The following is a 15,115-nucleotide window of genomic DNA, read 5'->3' as shown; positions in this document are numbered from 1 at the left end:
AAGCAGCAGAGGAGGGCTGGTATGCAATGCGGGCGGGGTTTCCAGCAGTTGCTGGTGGTGTTGCTGTGGTGCGGGGTGTTGTTCCCAGTTGCCGCAGAGGATGTCTATCGACAGCAGCGCGAGGTGATGCTGGATGAGGTCGAGCGGGAGCTGCGGGTATTGGCTGTGCCATTTGGGCTGGATGGACTCTCACCCCGGCTCCGCATGGCGATGGCTGATGTGCCCCGGCACGAGTTTGTGCCGCCACAACAGCGCGCCAATGCCTATCAGAATCGTCCGTTGTCCATCGGCTATGGCCAGACCATCTCACAACCCCTGATTGTGGCGTTGATGACCGAACTACTCCAGGTCTCGACAGGGGATCGGGTGTTTGAGCTGGGCACCGGGTCCGGCTATCAGGCGGCGGTGCTCGATAGGCTCGGCGTGGATGTCTACTCCATGGAGATCGTCGAAGAGCTGGCGGATCAGGCCAAACAGCGCCTGCAGCAACTGGGTTTTGACCGGATTCGGGTGCATCTCGGGGATGGCTATCATGGGCTGCCGCAGGCTGCACCATTCGACGCCATCATTGTCACCGCGGCAGGCAGCCACGTTCCGCCACCGCTGGTGCGCCAACTGAAGCGGGGTGGGCGTATGGTGTTGCCGGTGGGCAACCGCTACCACGTCCAGCAGCTGGTGCTGGTGATCAAAGGGCTGGATGGCAGTCTCACCACCCAGGAGATCCTGCCGGTCTCCTTTGTGCCCCTGACGGGCAGTCACTGAGTGGTGTGGGAAGGGGCGTCTGGAAAATAGATGACGACCGTTTCTCATCGTTGTATAGCGGATGCGGGGGTTCCACCCTATCTGGCGATCGGCCTGCTGTCGGCTTCGGCGCTGGCCTACGAAGTATTGCTGACCCGGCTCTTCTCTATGATCCACTGGCCCGGCCTGGTCGGTATGATCATCAGTCTGGCGCTGCTGGGGTATGGCGCCAGCGGTACCTTTCTGAGCCTTCTGGGCGACACACTGACACGCCATTTCCGCCTCTTTTTCGCCCTCAATGCGCTGCTGTTTGGTCTGCTTGCCTGGTATGCTTTCCAGTTTGCCGCGCGGGTGCCGCTGAATCCGCTCGATCTCGCCTGGAACTGGCGGCAGTTGGCTTATCTGCTGCAAGTCTATCTGCTGTTAGCGCTGCCGTTTTTTGTGGTGGCGAATGCGCTCGGTCTCGCCCTGCGTCGCTATCGCAGTTGGGTCAACCGGATCTACGGCAGTGACCTGCTGGGGGCCGGGATTGGTTCTGCTGCGGTGCTCCTGTTGCTGTTTCTCTCTGCGCCGTCCGAAGCACTGTTCATCGTGGCTGCCTGTGGCACTATGGCGGGGATCGTTGGCGTCGTGGAGTCGATGGGCTGGCGACGCCGTCCGTTGTGGTGGCTGCTGCTGCCCTGTCTGTTGGCGCTGATCAGCTGGCTTGCCAGGCTGGAGCTGGCTGTAGAGCCGGCCGACTACAAGGATCTGTCTCAGAGTCTGACGGCGCGGGGAGCGGCGGTGCTGGTGCAGGAGAGTCATCCACTGGGGGTGGTGACGCTGCTGGAGAACCGCCAGGTGCCGATGCGCCATGCGCCTGGCCTGAGCCTGCTGTCGCCGGTTGCGCCGCCGGGGCGTGCGGCGCTGTTTGTCGATGGGGATTTCAGCGGGGCGCTGGCTGCGCCCGATCAGCAGAGCGACTATCTGGGGTATCTCAGCTCTGCGCTTGCCTATCAGCTGGTGGCGCCAGCTCGGGTGCTGTTAGTTGGTGCTGGTGATGCGACTGGAGTAGAACAGGCGCTGGCGCTGGGCGCGGAGCAGATCGACCTGATCGAGCCTCATCCCAGGCTATTGGCGCTGCAGCAGGCCCAGCTTGAGCATAATAGCGCGTTTGCTGGGCGGGTGAGTTTCTATCCGCGTACCCTGCGTAGCCATCTGCGCCAACCGCACGCTCGTTACGATCTGATTCAGTTGACGGTAGGGGAGGGGCTGGGTGATGCGGGCGGACTGAACTCCAGCCAGGAAGAGTATCGCTACACCCTGGAGTCGTTACGTGGCTGTCTGGAGCGGCTCACGCCCAACGGTGTGGTGACCCTGACCCGTGGGCTTAATCTGCCGCCCAAGGATGGCCTGAAACTGGTGGCGGCTTTCAACCTGGCGCTGATCCGCGGCTGGAATACACTCACCCTGGTGGTTTCGCTTGAGCCCTTGAGTGGTGTGCAGCGGCAGGCGGTGCGGCGCTTCAGTCGTGAACGGATGTTCGATCTGGTCTATCTCTCCGATCTCGGCCCGGAGGAGGTCAACCGCTTGCACCGGCTGGCGCGACCCTTTTTCCATGAGGGGGTGCGGGCCCTGCTGGGGAAAGGCGGGGAGCGATTCATCGATGATTATCGCTTCGATATCAGGGTGACGACGGATGACCGCCCCTACTTTAACCACTTTCTGCGTCTATCCAGAGTCGGAGAACTGTTGCAGCAGCCTGCCGGCAGCGGTCTGGCTCATCTCGACTGGGGCTACGTCCTGCTGCTGATCGCCCTGCTGCTGGCCCTGTTAAGCAGCCTGTTGCTGATCCTGTTGCCGCTGGCCCTGTTGCGCAGGCGTTTGCTGGCAGAGCCGGGTTGGGGGCGGGTCGTGCTGTTTTTCAGCGCCATCGGCATCGCCTTTTTGTTTATCGAGATCGCCTTCATCCAGCGCCTGCAGCTGTTTCTCGGTCATCCTGTCTATGCGGTGACGGCGGTGCTGGCGGGTTTTCTCGCCAGCGCTGGCGTGGGGAGTTTTGCCTCCCACTGGCTGGCACAGCGATTTGGCGCCCGTGTTGTGCTGGCAGCGGTGGTGGTGACGATTGCGCTCTGGGTGGTGCAGTTTCTCTGGCTGGGGCCCGCGCTGCTGGAGGGGATGGGTGATCTCCCGCTGCTGGCCCGGTTTGTCTTCAGCTTTCTGCTGATCCTGCCACTGGGGCTGGCGATGGGCATGCCGTTTGCCTTGGGTCTACAGGCGCTCGGCGAACGTCAGCCAGCCCTGATGCCTTGGGCCTGGGGCATCAATGGTTGCGCCTCGGTGGTGAGTGCGCTGCTGGCCGCGCTGCTGGCGGTGGATCTGGGGTTTAGCGGGTTGATGCTGCTGTCGGCCGCGCTCTATCTGCTGGCATGGGCCGGGTTTCCTGGCGCAGATTGACGCTAGTTGTGGCTTCAGAATTGGATGCCGACACCGACCCCGGTGCGGATCCGGCCGCCTGAACCGCCGCTGATGCCGAAGTTGAATCTTGGCGTGACACCGCCCCGGCTCTGCTCGGGCCAGAGCTCGATCTCGCTGCTGTCGACCACAGGAAAGAGGTAGTCGGCCTCACCCACCTTGCCGGGACGCAGTGCCGAGATCCTGCCGCTGAGGGTGACCTGGCGGCCCTTGGCATAGTCCACATTCTCCAGATAGCCCGGGCTGACGACGATGAAGCGCCCGTTGGGCGGTTGGTCGAGATCGGGGCGTGCCGCAGTATCCAGCGGGTAGGCGAGTACCTGGAGTTCGCTGTTCTGGCGCAGGTTGCGTGACTCGACGATCACCCCGCCCCATTCGACCTGATGGGAGAGATACTGCTCCCCGGTATCGACCACCATTCTGGGGGTGATCGAGCGGTCGGCAGCTGGTGGGCGGGTGGGGGTCTGGGCGCAGCAGGTGAGGCTAGCGAAAAGGCAAATTATCAGTAGGCTTTTCATGGGTCACCGGATTACCAGTAGTAGGGGTGGCGATACCAGGGCGATCCCCAGGGGTACCAGGGGTCGTAGAAGGGATCGCGGTTGCGCCAGTCGCGCGCTTCGCGCTGATCCGGCCAGAGGTGGTGAATTTCGCTCTCCACCAGCGGGTAGAGGTAGGGGTAGTCACCGATCGTGCGCTGGGTGGTGCCGGCGATTGTGCCGCTGATCGTCAGCAGCCGTTCTTTGGGGTACTCCTCCGGATCGAGAAAACCCGGAATGCGGGCCAGGAAGCGGCCCTGCGTGCGGCCTGAGCTGTCTGGCTTGCCGTTGCCAGAGAGCGGGCGGGAGAGCAGTTCGATTAGGGTATGTTGCGGCAGATTCTCCACCTGGATGATGCTGCCGCCCCAGCGCACCCGGCTGCCGAGAAAGCGCTCGGGTTGTTGGCGTACCTCCTCGACCCGGATCTCGGTCGGCGGCACCTGGCTGATCGCCTTGGGCAGCGGGCTGGCGCAGCCGTTTAACTGGATCGCCAGGCTCAGCAGGAGCGCGTTTGTGACTTTGTTTATCATCTACCCACCCTCTGACTCTGGCCAAGCTGTAGGGCAGCGGTCTATTCGGTCTGGGGCTGCTCGTCTTCGATGATTCGCTGTTGCTTGGCCTCCTGCTGGAAATAGTAGTCGTATTTGCGGTGCAGGCGGGTGGTGAAGCCCCAGGCCTCGTTGTAGGAGAGGCCGCTGTTTTTCGGGATGATCACCTTGATATAGAGCTTGTTGCCCTTGGCTCCCTTGATCTCGTCCAGGCTGGCCTCGAGCTCCTCGTTTGAGATGGTGCGGAAGTGGCTCTGTTCCGGCAGCTTCAGGTCGATTTGCGGGTTGCCATCCTGTTTGGAGTAGCGCACCTCGACCACATATTTGCCTGTGGCGGTGCGGGCCGGCCGCACCAGTCGATCATACTTTATCCTCAGATTGGCGAACTTGGTCTGCAGATTCTCCAGCTCCTGCTGGCCCAGCAGATCGCTGCTGCGCGCCTGTTGCAGCGCTTTGCCCTGGTCCGCGTAGGCGCTGCGCAGGTTCTCCATCTCTGTCAGGGTCTCACTGTGGCGGCTGCTCAGGCGCCCCATATCTTCGTTGAGATTCTGGATGTCGCGCAGCAGTTGTTCGAGCTGGCTCTGCTGCTGATTGATCTGGGTCTGCTGACGAGCCATCTGTGCCTGCTGCAGCTTAGTGAGATCGACCTGCCGTTCGAGGCGGATGTTGAGATCATCCCGTTCGAAGCCGAGCTGTTTGAGCTGGGTCTCCAGTCCCTCGCGCTCCCGGCCCAAATCGCCGATCTGATGACGCTGGCTGGTGATGGCCGCTTCCTGCTGCTCCTGCAGCTCCTCCATGCGCATCAGCTGCAGCCGCAGCATCGAAATCTCATGCTCGCGGGCGATCAGCTGATCTTCCAGGGTTTCGTTCTCGGCGCCGGTGGAGCGTACCAGTTCCATCGCCTCCTGCTCAGAGGCGATCGAGGTGCGCAGCTGCTCGAGCAGCTCCATGTTGCGGATCAGCAGCACCACCATGGCGAGAAGGAAGATCATCATGATCACCGTCATGATGTCGGTGAAAGAGGGCCAGAAGCCTTCGTCCGCTTCGCCGGCGTGGCGGTTGAGGCGCAGATCGATGAAGCCGTCGTCCATCATCAATCGTCGTGCAGGCGGAAACCGCGGATCAGGATCAGCTTGATCTCGTCCATATCGGTGGCGAGCGTCTCGGTGGTTTTGTCGTGGGCCTTGAGGGTGGCGACCAGCTGTTTTTCGAGGCTGCCGAAGCGCTCCTGGGAGCGCGCCAGATTGGTCACCAGTCCTTGCATCGAGCGCACCAGGCCGGTGAATTCGTGGATTGCACTGTCAGTGGTGGTCTGAAAGCGGGGCATCAACTCATTCACTGTGATCTGCTCCACCGCGCTCACCAGGTTGGTTTGCACGTCGGTCACTTTGAGGTAGAAGTAGCCGAAAAAGAGGTAGCAGACGATGGCGGTGATGGTGGTGGAGAGCGCGGTGGACATGCCGTGCACCACCATTCCCATGCCGCCGGAGCTGACCGCGTTGGAGAGCATGTCGGAGGCGCCGATTAGGGCGATCGAGAGCGACACGATGGTGCCGAACACACCGGTCAGGATCAGCACGTTGTTGATGAATTTTGGCAGGCTGTTGCGGGTGCTCTCGTTGGCCAGCAGGGTGGCGGCCAGCGAACCGTGGTTGATTGGGCAGTTGGCCTTGTGCAGCCCCATCATGGTGCGGTAGCGCATCGCGATGATAGACTTTCTGGCGATGTTTTCCAGCGGGTCGCGCTGGCCTTCACGCAGGTTGCGCAGAAAGCGGATCAGGTCGTTTTCTTCACGGCTGTAGTGGGCGAAGATGGTGATCATGCGCAGGATGCCGACAAAAAACAGCAGCACGATGGCGCCGTTGATGATCAGTCCGGTGCTGGTCAGCTGGTCGCGGAAGTAGACCTGATTGATGAACCCGAACTTCCAGACGATTAATCCCAGCGCGATTAGCGACATGATGATCATACGGATCAGGATGTTGCGGCTGAAATTACGGCGCAGTTGTATGCTCCCCAACGCTCTCTCCCCATTGAGTTCGACAAACCGAACCAGTTTAACCTAGCAAATCAGCCGATGACAGCGATTCATCCCCATCGCCGGGCGCTTTTACAGATATTCAGTGCGGCCCTCCGTGCAGTGGCGGGCGACGATTGTGTCGCGGCTGCCCTGCAGCGGCGGTCGCTGCCAGATGGTGTGCGTCTGGTGGCGGTGGGTAAGGCGGCTCAGTCGATGGCGGATGGTGCGAAAGCCGCGCTGGGTGGGAGGCTGGCGGCGGCGCTGCTGATCTCCAAGGTCGGGCATCTTGATCGACGCCACTGCCGCCGCTTTGGCTGGCAGGCGCTGGAGTCGGGTCATCCTCTGCCGGACGCGGCCAGCCTGCAGGCGGGGCAGCAGTTGATCCGTTTCATCGAGGCCGATGTGGGGCCGCTGTTGCTGCTGATCTCCGGCGGTGCCTCGAGTCTGCTGGAGCTGCCGGTGCCCGGGGTCGGTCTGGAGCAGCTGCTGCGGACCAACCAGTGGCTGCAGGCCAGTGGCCTGCCCATCGATCAGATCAACCGGGTGCGCAAGTCGCTTTCGCTGATCAAAGGCGGGGGGCTGCTCAACTGGCTCGGGGAGCGAGAGGTGACAGCGTTGGCGATCTCCGATGTGCCGGGGGATGATCCTGGGGTGATCGGTTCGGGGCTGCTGCTGCCAGACCTGACGCTGGACCAGCGGGGTTGGCGGCAACAACTGCCGGGCTGGCTCGATATGCTAGTGGCAAACGGTCTGAGCCAGCGGCGGCGGCCGTTGCGGGATCCGCCGCCGGTGGAGATTGTCGCCAATCTGCAGATGGCAAAGCAGGCCGCGGCGCAGCAGGCGCGGACGCTGGACTATGCGGTGAGAGTGGAGCCTGAGTTCATCGTTGGTGATGCCGCCGAGGCGGGGCGAAGATTGGCCGCTCGGCTCAGGGTGGGGCCGGCGGGAGTGTGGATCTGGGGTGGTGAGAGCACGGTGGTGTTGCCGCCCTCGCCTGGCCGCGGTGGTCGCAATCAGCAGCTGGCGTTGGCTGCCGCCTGTGAGCTGGCTGGGGAGCAGAACTGCTTGTTTCTCTCCGCTGGCAGTGATGGTAGCGACGGCCCCACCGATGACGCCGGTGCGCTGGTGGATGGTGCTACAATCGCTCGCGCTGAGCGGGAGGGCTTCGATGCCGCTGCCACCCTGCGTGTCTGCAATGCCGGTGAGCTGCTGCAGGCGAGCGGCGACCTGCTCAGCACCGGCCCCACAGGCACCAATGTGATGGATCTGATGCTGGGCTTGAAGCTGGCTCCCGATAATGACCAGATATAGGCCCGTGGCCACCGCATGCCATCGATTAAAATCAAGGATAGTGTCGGGCACAGCCTGGCCTATAGATCGGCTTAATTAATTGCCTGGTCAATCTTCAATGCATACAGAGAGTCTTTATCAAGCCGCCCGCGAATGTTTGCTGTGCGACGACCTGGAGCAGAAGTTGACGCTGAGCGACGCGACCGCTGCGGCCTGGCGTAGCGGTGAGCTGGAACTCTCCGGTTGGTGCGCTGCGGACGAGATCAAGACGGCGGGACGGCCAGCGTGCCCTGAGCTGGTCCATCCGAGCCGCCTGGCGCGACGCGGCCTGGGCAGCGAGGCGGGCCGGCTGGCGCTGATCCACGCCATCGCCCACATTGAGTTCAACGCCATCAACCTCGCCTGGGATGCGGTGCAGCGCTTCCCCGGTCTGCCACCAGAGTTCTACGACGACTGGATACAGGTGGCGGTGGAGGAGGTCTACCACTTCCGCCTGCTGCGTCAGCGCCTACGCGATGGCGGCGCCGACTATGGCGACTATCCGGCGCACAACGGCCTGTGGGAGATGGCCGTGCGCACCGCCCGGGATCCGTTGCTGCGCATGGCATTGGTGCCACGCATGCTGGAGGCCAGGGGCCTGGATGTGACGCCGGGCATCATGGAACGATTTCGCACCATCGGTGACGAACAGACCGTGGCCTGCCTGCAGGTGATCCTTGATGAGGAGGTGGGGCATGTGCGGTTTGGCAGCCGCTGGTTTCATTACCTTTGTGAACAGCGGGGGCTGGAGCCGGAGGCGACCTACTTTGACCTGTTGGAGCAATTCCTCAATGGCGGGATGCGCTGTCCGCTACACCAGCAGGCGCGGCTTGAGGCGGGGTTTTCGCCACAGGAACTGGAGCGATTGGAGCGGTCATGCGCCAGAAAATAATCGGAATTCTACTCGTGCTGGCGTTGTCGGCAGCAGTATCGGCGAGCGCAACAGAGCTGGATGCCAGACTGTTGGTGTTTCGGGTCAGCGAGCCTGGCGCAGAGCCCTACATCAGCCGGGTGATCGTCAGCGACGATTTCCTGCGTCTGGATCAGGGGGCGAGCAGTCCCGGGTTTATTCTGTTAGATCGCCAGGCTGGGGTGATCTACAGCGTCAATCCGGATGACCGGCTGGTGCTGGTGTTCCGAGCTGAAGCGGGTGGATCCGAAGCGCCTGCGCAGGCGCAGCTGGAGATGCGCCAGTTGGAGCTGGCCGATGCCCCCACGGTGGCTGGGGTGCAGCCGCAGGAGTGGCAGATTAGTGTGGCGGGTCAGCTGTGTGAGCGTGGTCTGGTGGCGCCCGGCCTGATGCCGGAGGCGCGAGCTGCGCTGCAGGAGTATCAGCGACTGCTTGCCCGGCAACAGCTGGCGACGCTTGCTTCGATCCCGCCGGAGTTCCAGGAGCCCTGCGATCTGCTATTGAACATCCAGCGCCCCGGCCTGCTGCTGCAGAAGGGGTTGCCGCTGCAGCAGTGGAGTCCGGCCGGGCATCGCCAGGAGCTGCTCGATTTCCGCCGCCAGTTCCCTGTCAACCGTGAGCTGTTTGTGTTGCCGGAGAGCTTCCGGCGGCTTGAGATGGGGTCGCCTTCGGGAGGAGCTGCAGAGGCGGGCTGAGGCTCAGGCAGGTAGCCGCCTCAGCTCAACCCCTTGCGCCGAGGCGCTGAGGATCTCGGCGCCGCCACTGTCCCACTCGCCGAGTACGTAGCGTTGTACTGGCTGGCCATCCAGTTCGAAGTCGTGCAGACCGGGGCGGTGAGTGTGGCCGTGGATCAGGCGGCCACACTGCTGTTCGCGCAGGTAGCTCTCCAGGGTCTGCTGGTTGACATCCATGATTGCCTCCGCCTTGAGTGAGGTGGCCTCACCACTCTTGGTCCGGTACTCCTGAGCGGCAGCGATGCGTTCGGGGATCGGCTGGCTGAGGAACTGTTTGATGAAGGTGGGTTCCCTCACCTGCTGGCGGAACGCCTGGTAGGCGGTGTCGTCGCTGCAGAGTAGGTCGCCATGCATCAGCAGGGTCGGGGTGCCGTACAGCTCGATCAGGGTTGGATCGCTGATCAGGGTCGCGCCGCTGGCGTTGCAGAAGATCTCGCCGAGCAGGAAGTCCCGGTTGCCGTGCATCAGGAAGATCTTGGTGCCGCTCTCTGCCAGCAGACGCATGCCGTGGATGATGCCGTTGATCTCTGGTGTCACCAGGTCATCGCCGATCCAGGCATCGAATAGGTCACCGAGGATGTAGAGCGCCTCCGTCCCCTGCGCCTCCGAGGCGAGGAATCGCAGGAAACGGTGCACCGTCTCCGACCGTTCGGCGGAGAGGTGCAGGTCGGAGATGAATAGGGTCTCAGCCATCGGCTTTAGTCGCTGATCTCGGTTTTTTCGATGACGATGGTCTCTTTCGGCACGTCCTGGTGGCCTGCCATCATGCCGGTTTCTGCGCCTTTGATCTTGTTGACCACATCCATGCCGCCGGTCACCTTACCGAACACGCAGTAGCCCCAGCCATCCTGCCCCGGGTGGTCGAGGAATTTGTTGTCTGAAATATTGATGAAGAACTGAGCGGTGGCGGAGTGGGGGTCCGCGGTGCGCGCCATGGCGATGGTGCCGGTGAGGTTGGAGAGGCCGTTTTTGGCCTCGTTTTCGATCGGTTCGCGGGTCGCCTTCTGCGTCATGTCGGGCAGCATGCCGCCTCCCTGGATCATGAAGTTGTCGATGACGCGGTGGAAGATGGTGCCGTCAAAGAAACCCTCCTCGACATACTGCTTGAAGTTGGCGCAGGTGTTGGGCGCCTTCTCCTCGTCCAGTTCAATTTCGATCTTGCCGAGGTTGGTGGTGAGCGTAATCATGAAAATACCTGTTGTCTGGTGAACGATCTCTAAGTCTATGGTGCGGCAGTGATTTATCGGCTGACGCTGACTTTCTCGATGATGACGGTGTTGGCGGGCACGTCGCGCATGCCGTTTTTGCGGGTGGTGGGCTGCTGGGCGATCTTGTCGACCACATCCATGCCGCTGGTGACCTTGCCGAACACGCAATAGCCCCAGCCGTCCTGTCCCGGGTAGTCGAGAAAGCTGTTGTCTTTGAGGTTGATGAAGAACTGGGCGGTAGCGGAGTGGGCGGCGGAGGTGCGCGCCATGGCGATGCTACCGCGGCTGTTTTTGAGGCCGTTTTTCGCCTCGTTACGGATCGGGTCTCGGGTTGACTTGCGCTGCATGTCGGGGCTGAAGCCGCCGCCCTGGATCATGAAATTCTTGATCACCCGGTGGAAGATGGTGCCGTTGTAGAAGCCCTCTTCGGCGTACTGGACAAAGTTCTCCACACTCTGCGGTGCAGCGGTGGCGTTGAGTTCCAGGGTGATAGTGCCCAGGTTGGTCTGCATCTCCACTGTGACAGGCTTGCTGTCGGCTGCGATGGCCTCACCGGCAGTGAGAAAAACCATGCCCAGGATCAGGCCCAGAAAAATCCGCTTCATAACTCATGCTCCCTCTAGGAATCTCTGTAAAGGGCGCATCATATCGATATTAAGGGGTGGGAAAAAGGGGCTCCCGGCTCTGTTGGAGCCGGGGAGCTGGCTCAGCGCACCGAGAAGAACTCCACCAGCTCGGCCATGCGGGATGCCTGCTGGGCGGTACTGGTGCTGGCGGAGGCGGTTTCTTCTGCGAGCGCCGCGTTCTGTTGGGTGGCGTCGTCGATTCTGGTGACTGCCTGGTTGACTAGCTCGATGCCGTCCATCTGCTCCTGGCTAGCGGCGGCGATCTCAGAGATCAGGTCGCCGACCTGCTTCACTGACTTGACGATCTCCTGCAGGGTGTTGCCCGACTCGTCCACCAGTTTGTAGCCGGCATTGACCTTGTCGACGCTGTCATGGATCAACTCCTTGATCTCTTTGGCAGCGGAGGCGCTGCGCTGGGCCAGATTGCGCACCTCGGTGGCCACCACCGCAAAGCCGCGGCCCTGCTCGCCGGCCCGGGCGGCTTCTACCGAGGCGTTGAGTGCGAGCAGATTGGTCTGGAAGGCGATCTTATCGATCACGCCGATGATGGCGGCTATCTTCTCACTTGAGTCGCGAATGTCGCCCATCGCGGCCACCGCATTGCCCACCACGTCACCGCCTTTGACTGCGATACTGCGGGCGCTGATCGCCAGCTGGTTGGCCTGACTGGCATTGTTTGCGTTGTTGCTGACGGTGCTGGTGAGCTCTTCCATGGAGGAGGCGGTCTGTTCAAGGCTGGCCGCCTCCTGCTCGGTGCGGACCGAGAGGCTGGTGTTGCCGGCGGCGATCTCGTCTGCGGAAGTCCTGATGAAGTCTGAAGAGTCGCGGATCTCGGAGACGATCTGGTTGAGTTGGCTGACGGTTTCGTTGACGCCGTCTTTGAGCTGGCCGAATGCGCCCTGGTAGTCGCTGGTGATGGTCTTTGTCAGGTTGCCGGCAGCCAGTTCAGCGACGATCCGAGAGATGTCATTGATGGCGTTGTCGGTGACCTCGAGCAGGTGGTTGATCGACTCGCTGAGGAGGGCGTAGAAGCCCGATTTGCCGCTCATTGAGATGCGCTGGCTGAGATCGCCCCGGTTGGCGGCGGCGATGATGTCGCCCACCTCACGCTCCACCTCCACCTCGCTGGTTCGGTCGGCCCATTCGACGGCGGTTCCCAGCCGCTGGCCCTGTTCGTCGATCACCGGGTTGGCGATGATCCTCAGGGTGCGTCCGCCCAAGTGGAGTTCGGTGGCGTGGGTTGAGCTGAGATGATCGAGTATCTGGCGGTTCTCCGCAGGGTTCTGATGGAAGGCGTCGATGTTCTTGCCCAGCAGGTCGTCAGCGGAGAAGCTGGGTAGCGCCTGTTGGATCTCGGCTTCGGCGTTGTGCAGCAACTGCAGCACTGATTTGTTCATGTAGATGATGTTGTGAGAGGTGTCGGAGACCATTACGCCGCTGGAGACGTTGTCGAGAGCAGTCTTCAGTCGTTGTGCCTCGGCAGATTGGCGTTTGGTATCGTCGATGATACCGCCGAAGCGCTTGATCGCCCGATTGAAGTGGCTCGCCAGTTCGCCGATCTCATCGTTGGATTCCACATGAATCCGTTTGGAGGCGTCCACCGTGCCTTCGGCGCGCGTGGAGAGCTTTTTCAGCGGTTCTGAGACCAGCCGGCCGAGGGTTGCTGAGATCACAAACAGCGCAATCAGCATCACCGCTGAGTTGATGCCGACATTGACCAGCAGATCCCGGTTGATGGCGGCATCGAGTTCAGCGGTGGAGTAATCGAGACGTATCGCGCCCAGCACGCTGTTCTCTTCGACTACGTGGCACATCAGGCAGTTGGTGCCGCGATACTCTTTTTTTGCCCGCATCGGGATCACCACGGTGAGCACCCGCCCCTCTGCGCCTTCGCGGAACTGCATGATGTTTTCGCCGTCGAGGCCGCGCTGGTCCCACTCATCCTTGACCTTGGCGTAGTCTGTGCCCTTGCCGAAGGTCTTGGTGATGCCTTCACCACGCACGATGCGAGCGTCGAGTACCTCCGGACGCGACAGCAGTTTGCTGCGCGGGATCTCCCGGCTGGCCATACCGCCGCTCAGCATCAGGGTGTTGATGTTGTCGAAGTAAGCATCGGCCAGGCTGCTGGCCTGGTCCTCCACTAACTGCTCCACCAGTACACTCTGGCTGTAGGCGAGATAGGAGGCGGTCAGCAGCAGCATGATGGCGAACTGGATCAGCAGGGTGCGGCGGATCTTGCTGCGGATGGAGCGGAACTTTTTCTCTTCAGGCATGGTGATACTCGCCAGTTTTTACTTCTGATGGGTGAGCCAAAGGGGCTACTGCCAAGAGCTAGGAAACAGCTTCTCTCTGGTTGCAGTCTGGGTATCGACTGGCTGGGAAAAGAGTTTAGAAATTGTGTGGGAATTGGTGCCTGGCCGGCCCTGCTTTGTGGTGGATAGTGCTTTTGCTACCATGCGCCCACCACACAGCAGCAGACGTAGTCCACACCATGCTCAAGATCTACAACGACCTCAACAACCGCAAAGAAGAGTTTAAACCCCTCGAAGAAGGGCGGGTACGCATGTATGTCTGCGGCATGACCGTCTACGATCTCTGCCACCTGGGGCATGCGCGGGTGATGGTGGTGTTCGACGTGGTCTACCGTTATCTGAAGGCGATGGGGTACGAGGTCACCTACATCCGCAATATCACCGATATTGACGACAAGATCATCAATCGCGCCAACGAGAATGGCGAGCCCTTCATGGCGCTGACCGAGCGTTTCATCCAGGCGATGCGTGAGGATGCGACGGCGCTCGGCGTGCTGCCACCTGACGATGAGCCACGCGCCACCGGCCATATGAAAGAGATCCTGGTGATGATTCAGCGCCTGATCGACAATGGTCACGCCTATGCCGTCGAGAATGGTGATGTCTACTACGATGTGCGCAGCTTCCCCGACTACGGCAAGCTTTCCGGCAAGTCGATCGATGACCTTGAGTCGGGTGCGCGAGTCGAGGTGGACGAGATAAAGCGCGATCCCCTCGACTTTGCCCTGTGGAAGTCAGCGAAGCCCGGCGAGCCTGCCTGGGATTCTCCCTGGGGCCAGGGTCGTCCCGGCTGGCACATCGAGTGCTCGGCCATGTCGACCTGCGCCCTGGGCGATAGCTTCGATATTCACGGCGGCGGCGCTGACCTGACCTTTCCGCACCACGAGAACGAGATCGCCCAGTCGGAGGGAGCCACCGGCCACTCCTTCGTTAGATACTGGATGCACAACGGCTTTGTCCGGATCAATGATGAGAAGATGTCGAAATCCTTGGGCAACTTCTTTACCGTGCGGGAGATTCTGCAGCGCTATCGTGCCGAAGAGGTGCGCTACTTCATCCTCACCAGTCAGTATCGCTCACCACTCAATTATGATGAAGAACACCTGGAGAACGCTCGCGCTGCGCTGACCCGCTTCTACACTGCCTTGCGCGGTCTGGATGAGGTTGAGCCCGCCGGTGGTGAGGCCTTTATCGAACGTTTTCATGCGGTGATGGACGATGATTTCAACACCCCGGAGGCTCTGGCGGTGTTATTCGATATGGTGCGCGAGATCAACCGGTTGCGGGAGACCGATGCAGCGAAAGCAGCAGGGCTGGCGGCCGAGTTGCGGCAGCTGGGTGGCGTGCTGGGGATTCTGCAAGATGACCCAGAAGCCTATCTGAAAGGCGGCGTTGGTGCGGAAGGTGGTTTGTCGGATGCGGATATAGATGCGCTGATCCAGCAGCGTCTGGATGCACGGGCAGAGAAGAACTGGGCCGAGGCCGACCGCATCCGTGATGAACTGCAGGCCGCCGGTATTCTGCTCGAGGATGGCCCTCAGGGAACCAGTTGGCGGCGCGGCTGATCTAGGTAGCTTTGAACGACGGGAAAATGAATAGCGGCAATTCCGTTGCCGCAATGATGGTGAGTGAACAGGGAGTCCGTTCCTTTATTCTTCTTCGTCCGGCCAGAAACTGCAGGATCAGCTGAAGTGACT

14 protein-coding genes are annotated in these 15,115 nt (G+C 61.4%); 6 read left to right on the top strand and 8 right to left on the bottom strand.

Going from position 1 to position 15,115, the window contains the following annotated elements; genetic code table 11:
- Window positions 1-21: 21 nt before the first annotated feature.
- Both Ga0074115_RS07660 and Ga0074115_RS07655 read left to right on the top strand, forming a co-directional pair.
- On the top strand, window positions 22-762 hold the full coding sequence (locus Ga0074115_RS07660) for a protein-L-isoaspartate(D-aspartate) O-methyltransferase (protein WP_057956342.1): 741 nt from the start codon (window positions 22-24) through the stop codon (window positions 760-762).
- A gap of 30 nt (window positions 763-792) precedes the next feature.
- Window positions 793-3,177 (top strand): spermidine synthase family protein, encoded by a 2,385-nt coding sequence (locus Ga0074115_RS07655; RefSeq protein ID WP_060528384.1) that lies wholly within the window; start codon window positions 793-795, stop codon window positions 3,175-3,177.
- A 14-nt stretch (window positions 3,178-3,191) separates the two neighbouring features.
- On the opposite strand, the gene Ga0074115_RS07650 is transcribed toward Ga0074115_RS07655, so the two are convergent.
- The 4 genes from Ga0074115_RS07650 to Ga0074115_RS07635 are packed head-to-tail and all read right to left on the bottom strand — an operon-like array spanning window position 3,192 to window position 6,299.
- On the bottom strand, window positions 3,192-3,713 hold the full coding sequence (locus tag Ga0074115_RS07650) for a Slp family lipoprotein (protein WP_057956343.1): 522 nt from the start codon (window positions 3,711-3,713) through the stop codon (window positions 3,192-3,194).
- Window positions 3,714-3,724: 11 nt separating this feature from the next.
- A complete protein-coding gene (locus Ga0074115_RS07645; RefSeq protein WP_005958907.1) occupies window positions 3,725-4,261 on the bottom strand; it encodes a Slp family lipoprotein in 537 nt (178 codons plus the stop codon).
- A gap of 41 nt (window positions 4,262-4,302) precedes the next feature.
- Window positions 4,303-5,373: a hypothetical protein gene (locus tag Ga0074115_RS07640; protein ID WP_057956345.1), complete on the bottom strand. Its 1,071-nt coding sequence runs from the start codon at window positions 5,371-5,373 to the stop codon at window positions 4,303-4,305.
- Window positions 5,373-6,299: a hypothetical protein gene (locus Ga0074115_RS07635; RefSeq protein ID WP_060528383.1), complete on the bottom strand. Its 927-nt coding sequence runs from the start codon at window positions 6,297-6,299 to the stop codon at window positions 5,373-5,375. The genes Ga0074115_RS07640 and Ga0074115_RS07635 overlap by 1 nt, the downstream gene beginning before the upstream one ends.
- On the opposite strand from Ga0074115_RS07635, the gene Ga0074115_RS07630 reads away from it, so the two are divergent.
- From Ga0074115_RS07630 to Ga0074115_RS07620, 3 genes are all read left to right on the top strand, one after another.
- Entirely contained in the window at window positions 6,285-7,610 is a 1,326-nt protein-coding gene (locus Ga0074115_RS07630) for a glycerate kinase type-2 family protein (RefSeq protein ID WP_060528382.1), read from the top strand. The two genes, Ga0074115_RS07635 and Ga0074115_RS07630, sit on opposite strands and share 15 nt — an antisense overlap.
- Before the next feature lie 97 nt (window positions 7,611-7,707).
- Window positions 7,708-8,520 (top strand): ferritin-like domain-containing protein, encoded by an 813-nt coding sequence (locus tag Ga0074115_RS07625; RefSeq protein WP_198295055.1) that lies wholly within the window; start codon window positions 7,708-7,710, stop codon window positions 8,518-8,520.
- Window positions 8,505-9,233, top strand: coding sequence for a hypothetical protein (locus Ga0074115_RS07620; protein ID WP_057957004.1), 729 nt, complete (start codon window positions 8,505-8,507; stop codon window positions 9,231-9,233). The genes Ga0074115_RS07625 and Ga0074115_RS07620 overlap by 16 nt, the downstream gene beginning before the upstream one ends.
- Before the next feature lie 3 nt (window positions 9,234-9,236).
- Here the strand turns inward: Ga0074115_RS07620 and Ga0074115_RS07615 are convergent, their stop codons facing one another.
- The 4 genes from Ga0074115_RS07615 to Ga0074115_RS07600 all read right to left on the bottom strand — a co-directional run bounded on the left by Ga0074115_RS07615 (window position 9,237) and on the right by Ga0074115_RS07600 (window position 13,379).
- Window positions 9,237-9,965 (bottom strand): UDP-2,3-diacylglucosamine diphosphatase, encoded by a 729-nt coding sequence (locus Ga0074115_RS07615; protein ID WP_060528381.1) that lies wholly within the window; start codon window positions 9,963-9,965, stop codon window positions 9,237-9,239.
- Window positions 9,966-9,970: 5 nt separating this feature from the next.
- Window positions 9,971-10,459, bottom strand: a complete 489-nt coding sequence (locus Ga0074115_RS07610; RefSeq protein WP_057957006.1) for a peptidylprolyl isomerase — start codon at window positions 10,457-10,459, stop codon at window positions 9,971-9,973.
- 53 nt (window positions 10,460-10,512) lie between these two features.
- Window positions 10,513-11,052 (bottom strand): peptidylprolyl isomerase, encoded by a 540-nt coding sequence (locus tag Ga0074115_RS07605; protein WP_050798691.1) that lies wholly within the window; start codon window positions 11,050-11,052, stop codon window positions 10,513-10,515.
- Window positions 11,053-11,186: 134 nt separating this feature from the next.
- On the bottom strand, window positions 11,187-13,379 hold the full coding sequence (locus tag Ga0074115_RS07600) for a methyl-accepting chemotaxis protein (protein WP_057957007.1): 2,193 nt from the start codon (window positions 13,377-13,379) through the stop codon (window positions 11,187-11,189).
- A gap of 218 nt (window positions 13,380-13,597) precedes the next feature.
- On the opposite strand from Ga0074115_RS07600, the gene cysS reads away from it, so the two are divergent.
- A complete protein-coding gene (gene cysS, locus Ga0074115_RS07595; protein WP_060528380.1) occupies window positions 13,598-14,983 on the top strand; it encodes a cysteine--tRNA ligase in 1,386 nt (461 codons plus the stop codon).
- The last annotated feature ends 132 nt before the right edge of the window (window positions 14,984-15,115 follow it).

Origin of the sequence: endosymbiont of Ridgeia piscesae, from assembly GCF_001443665.1 — a bacterium.
GTDB lineage: Bacteria > Pseudomonadota > Gammaproteobacteria > Chromatiales > Chromatiaceae > Endoriftia > Endoriftia persephonae.
This window is presented reverse-complemented; position numbering and strand designations above follow the sequence as displayed.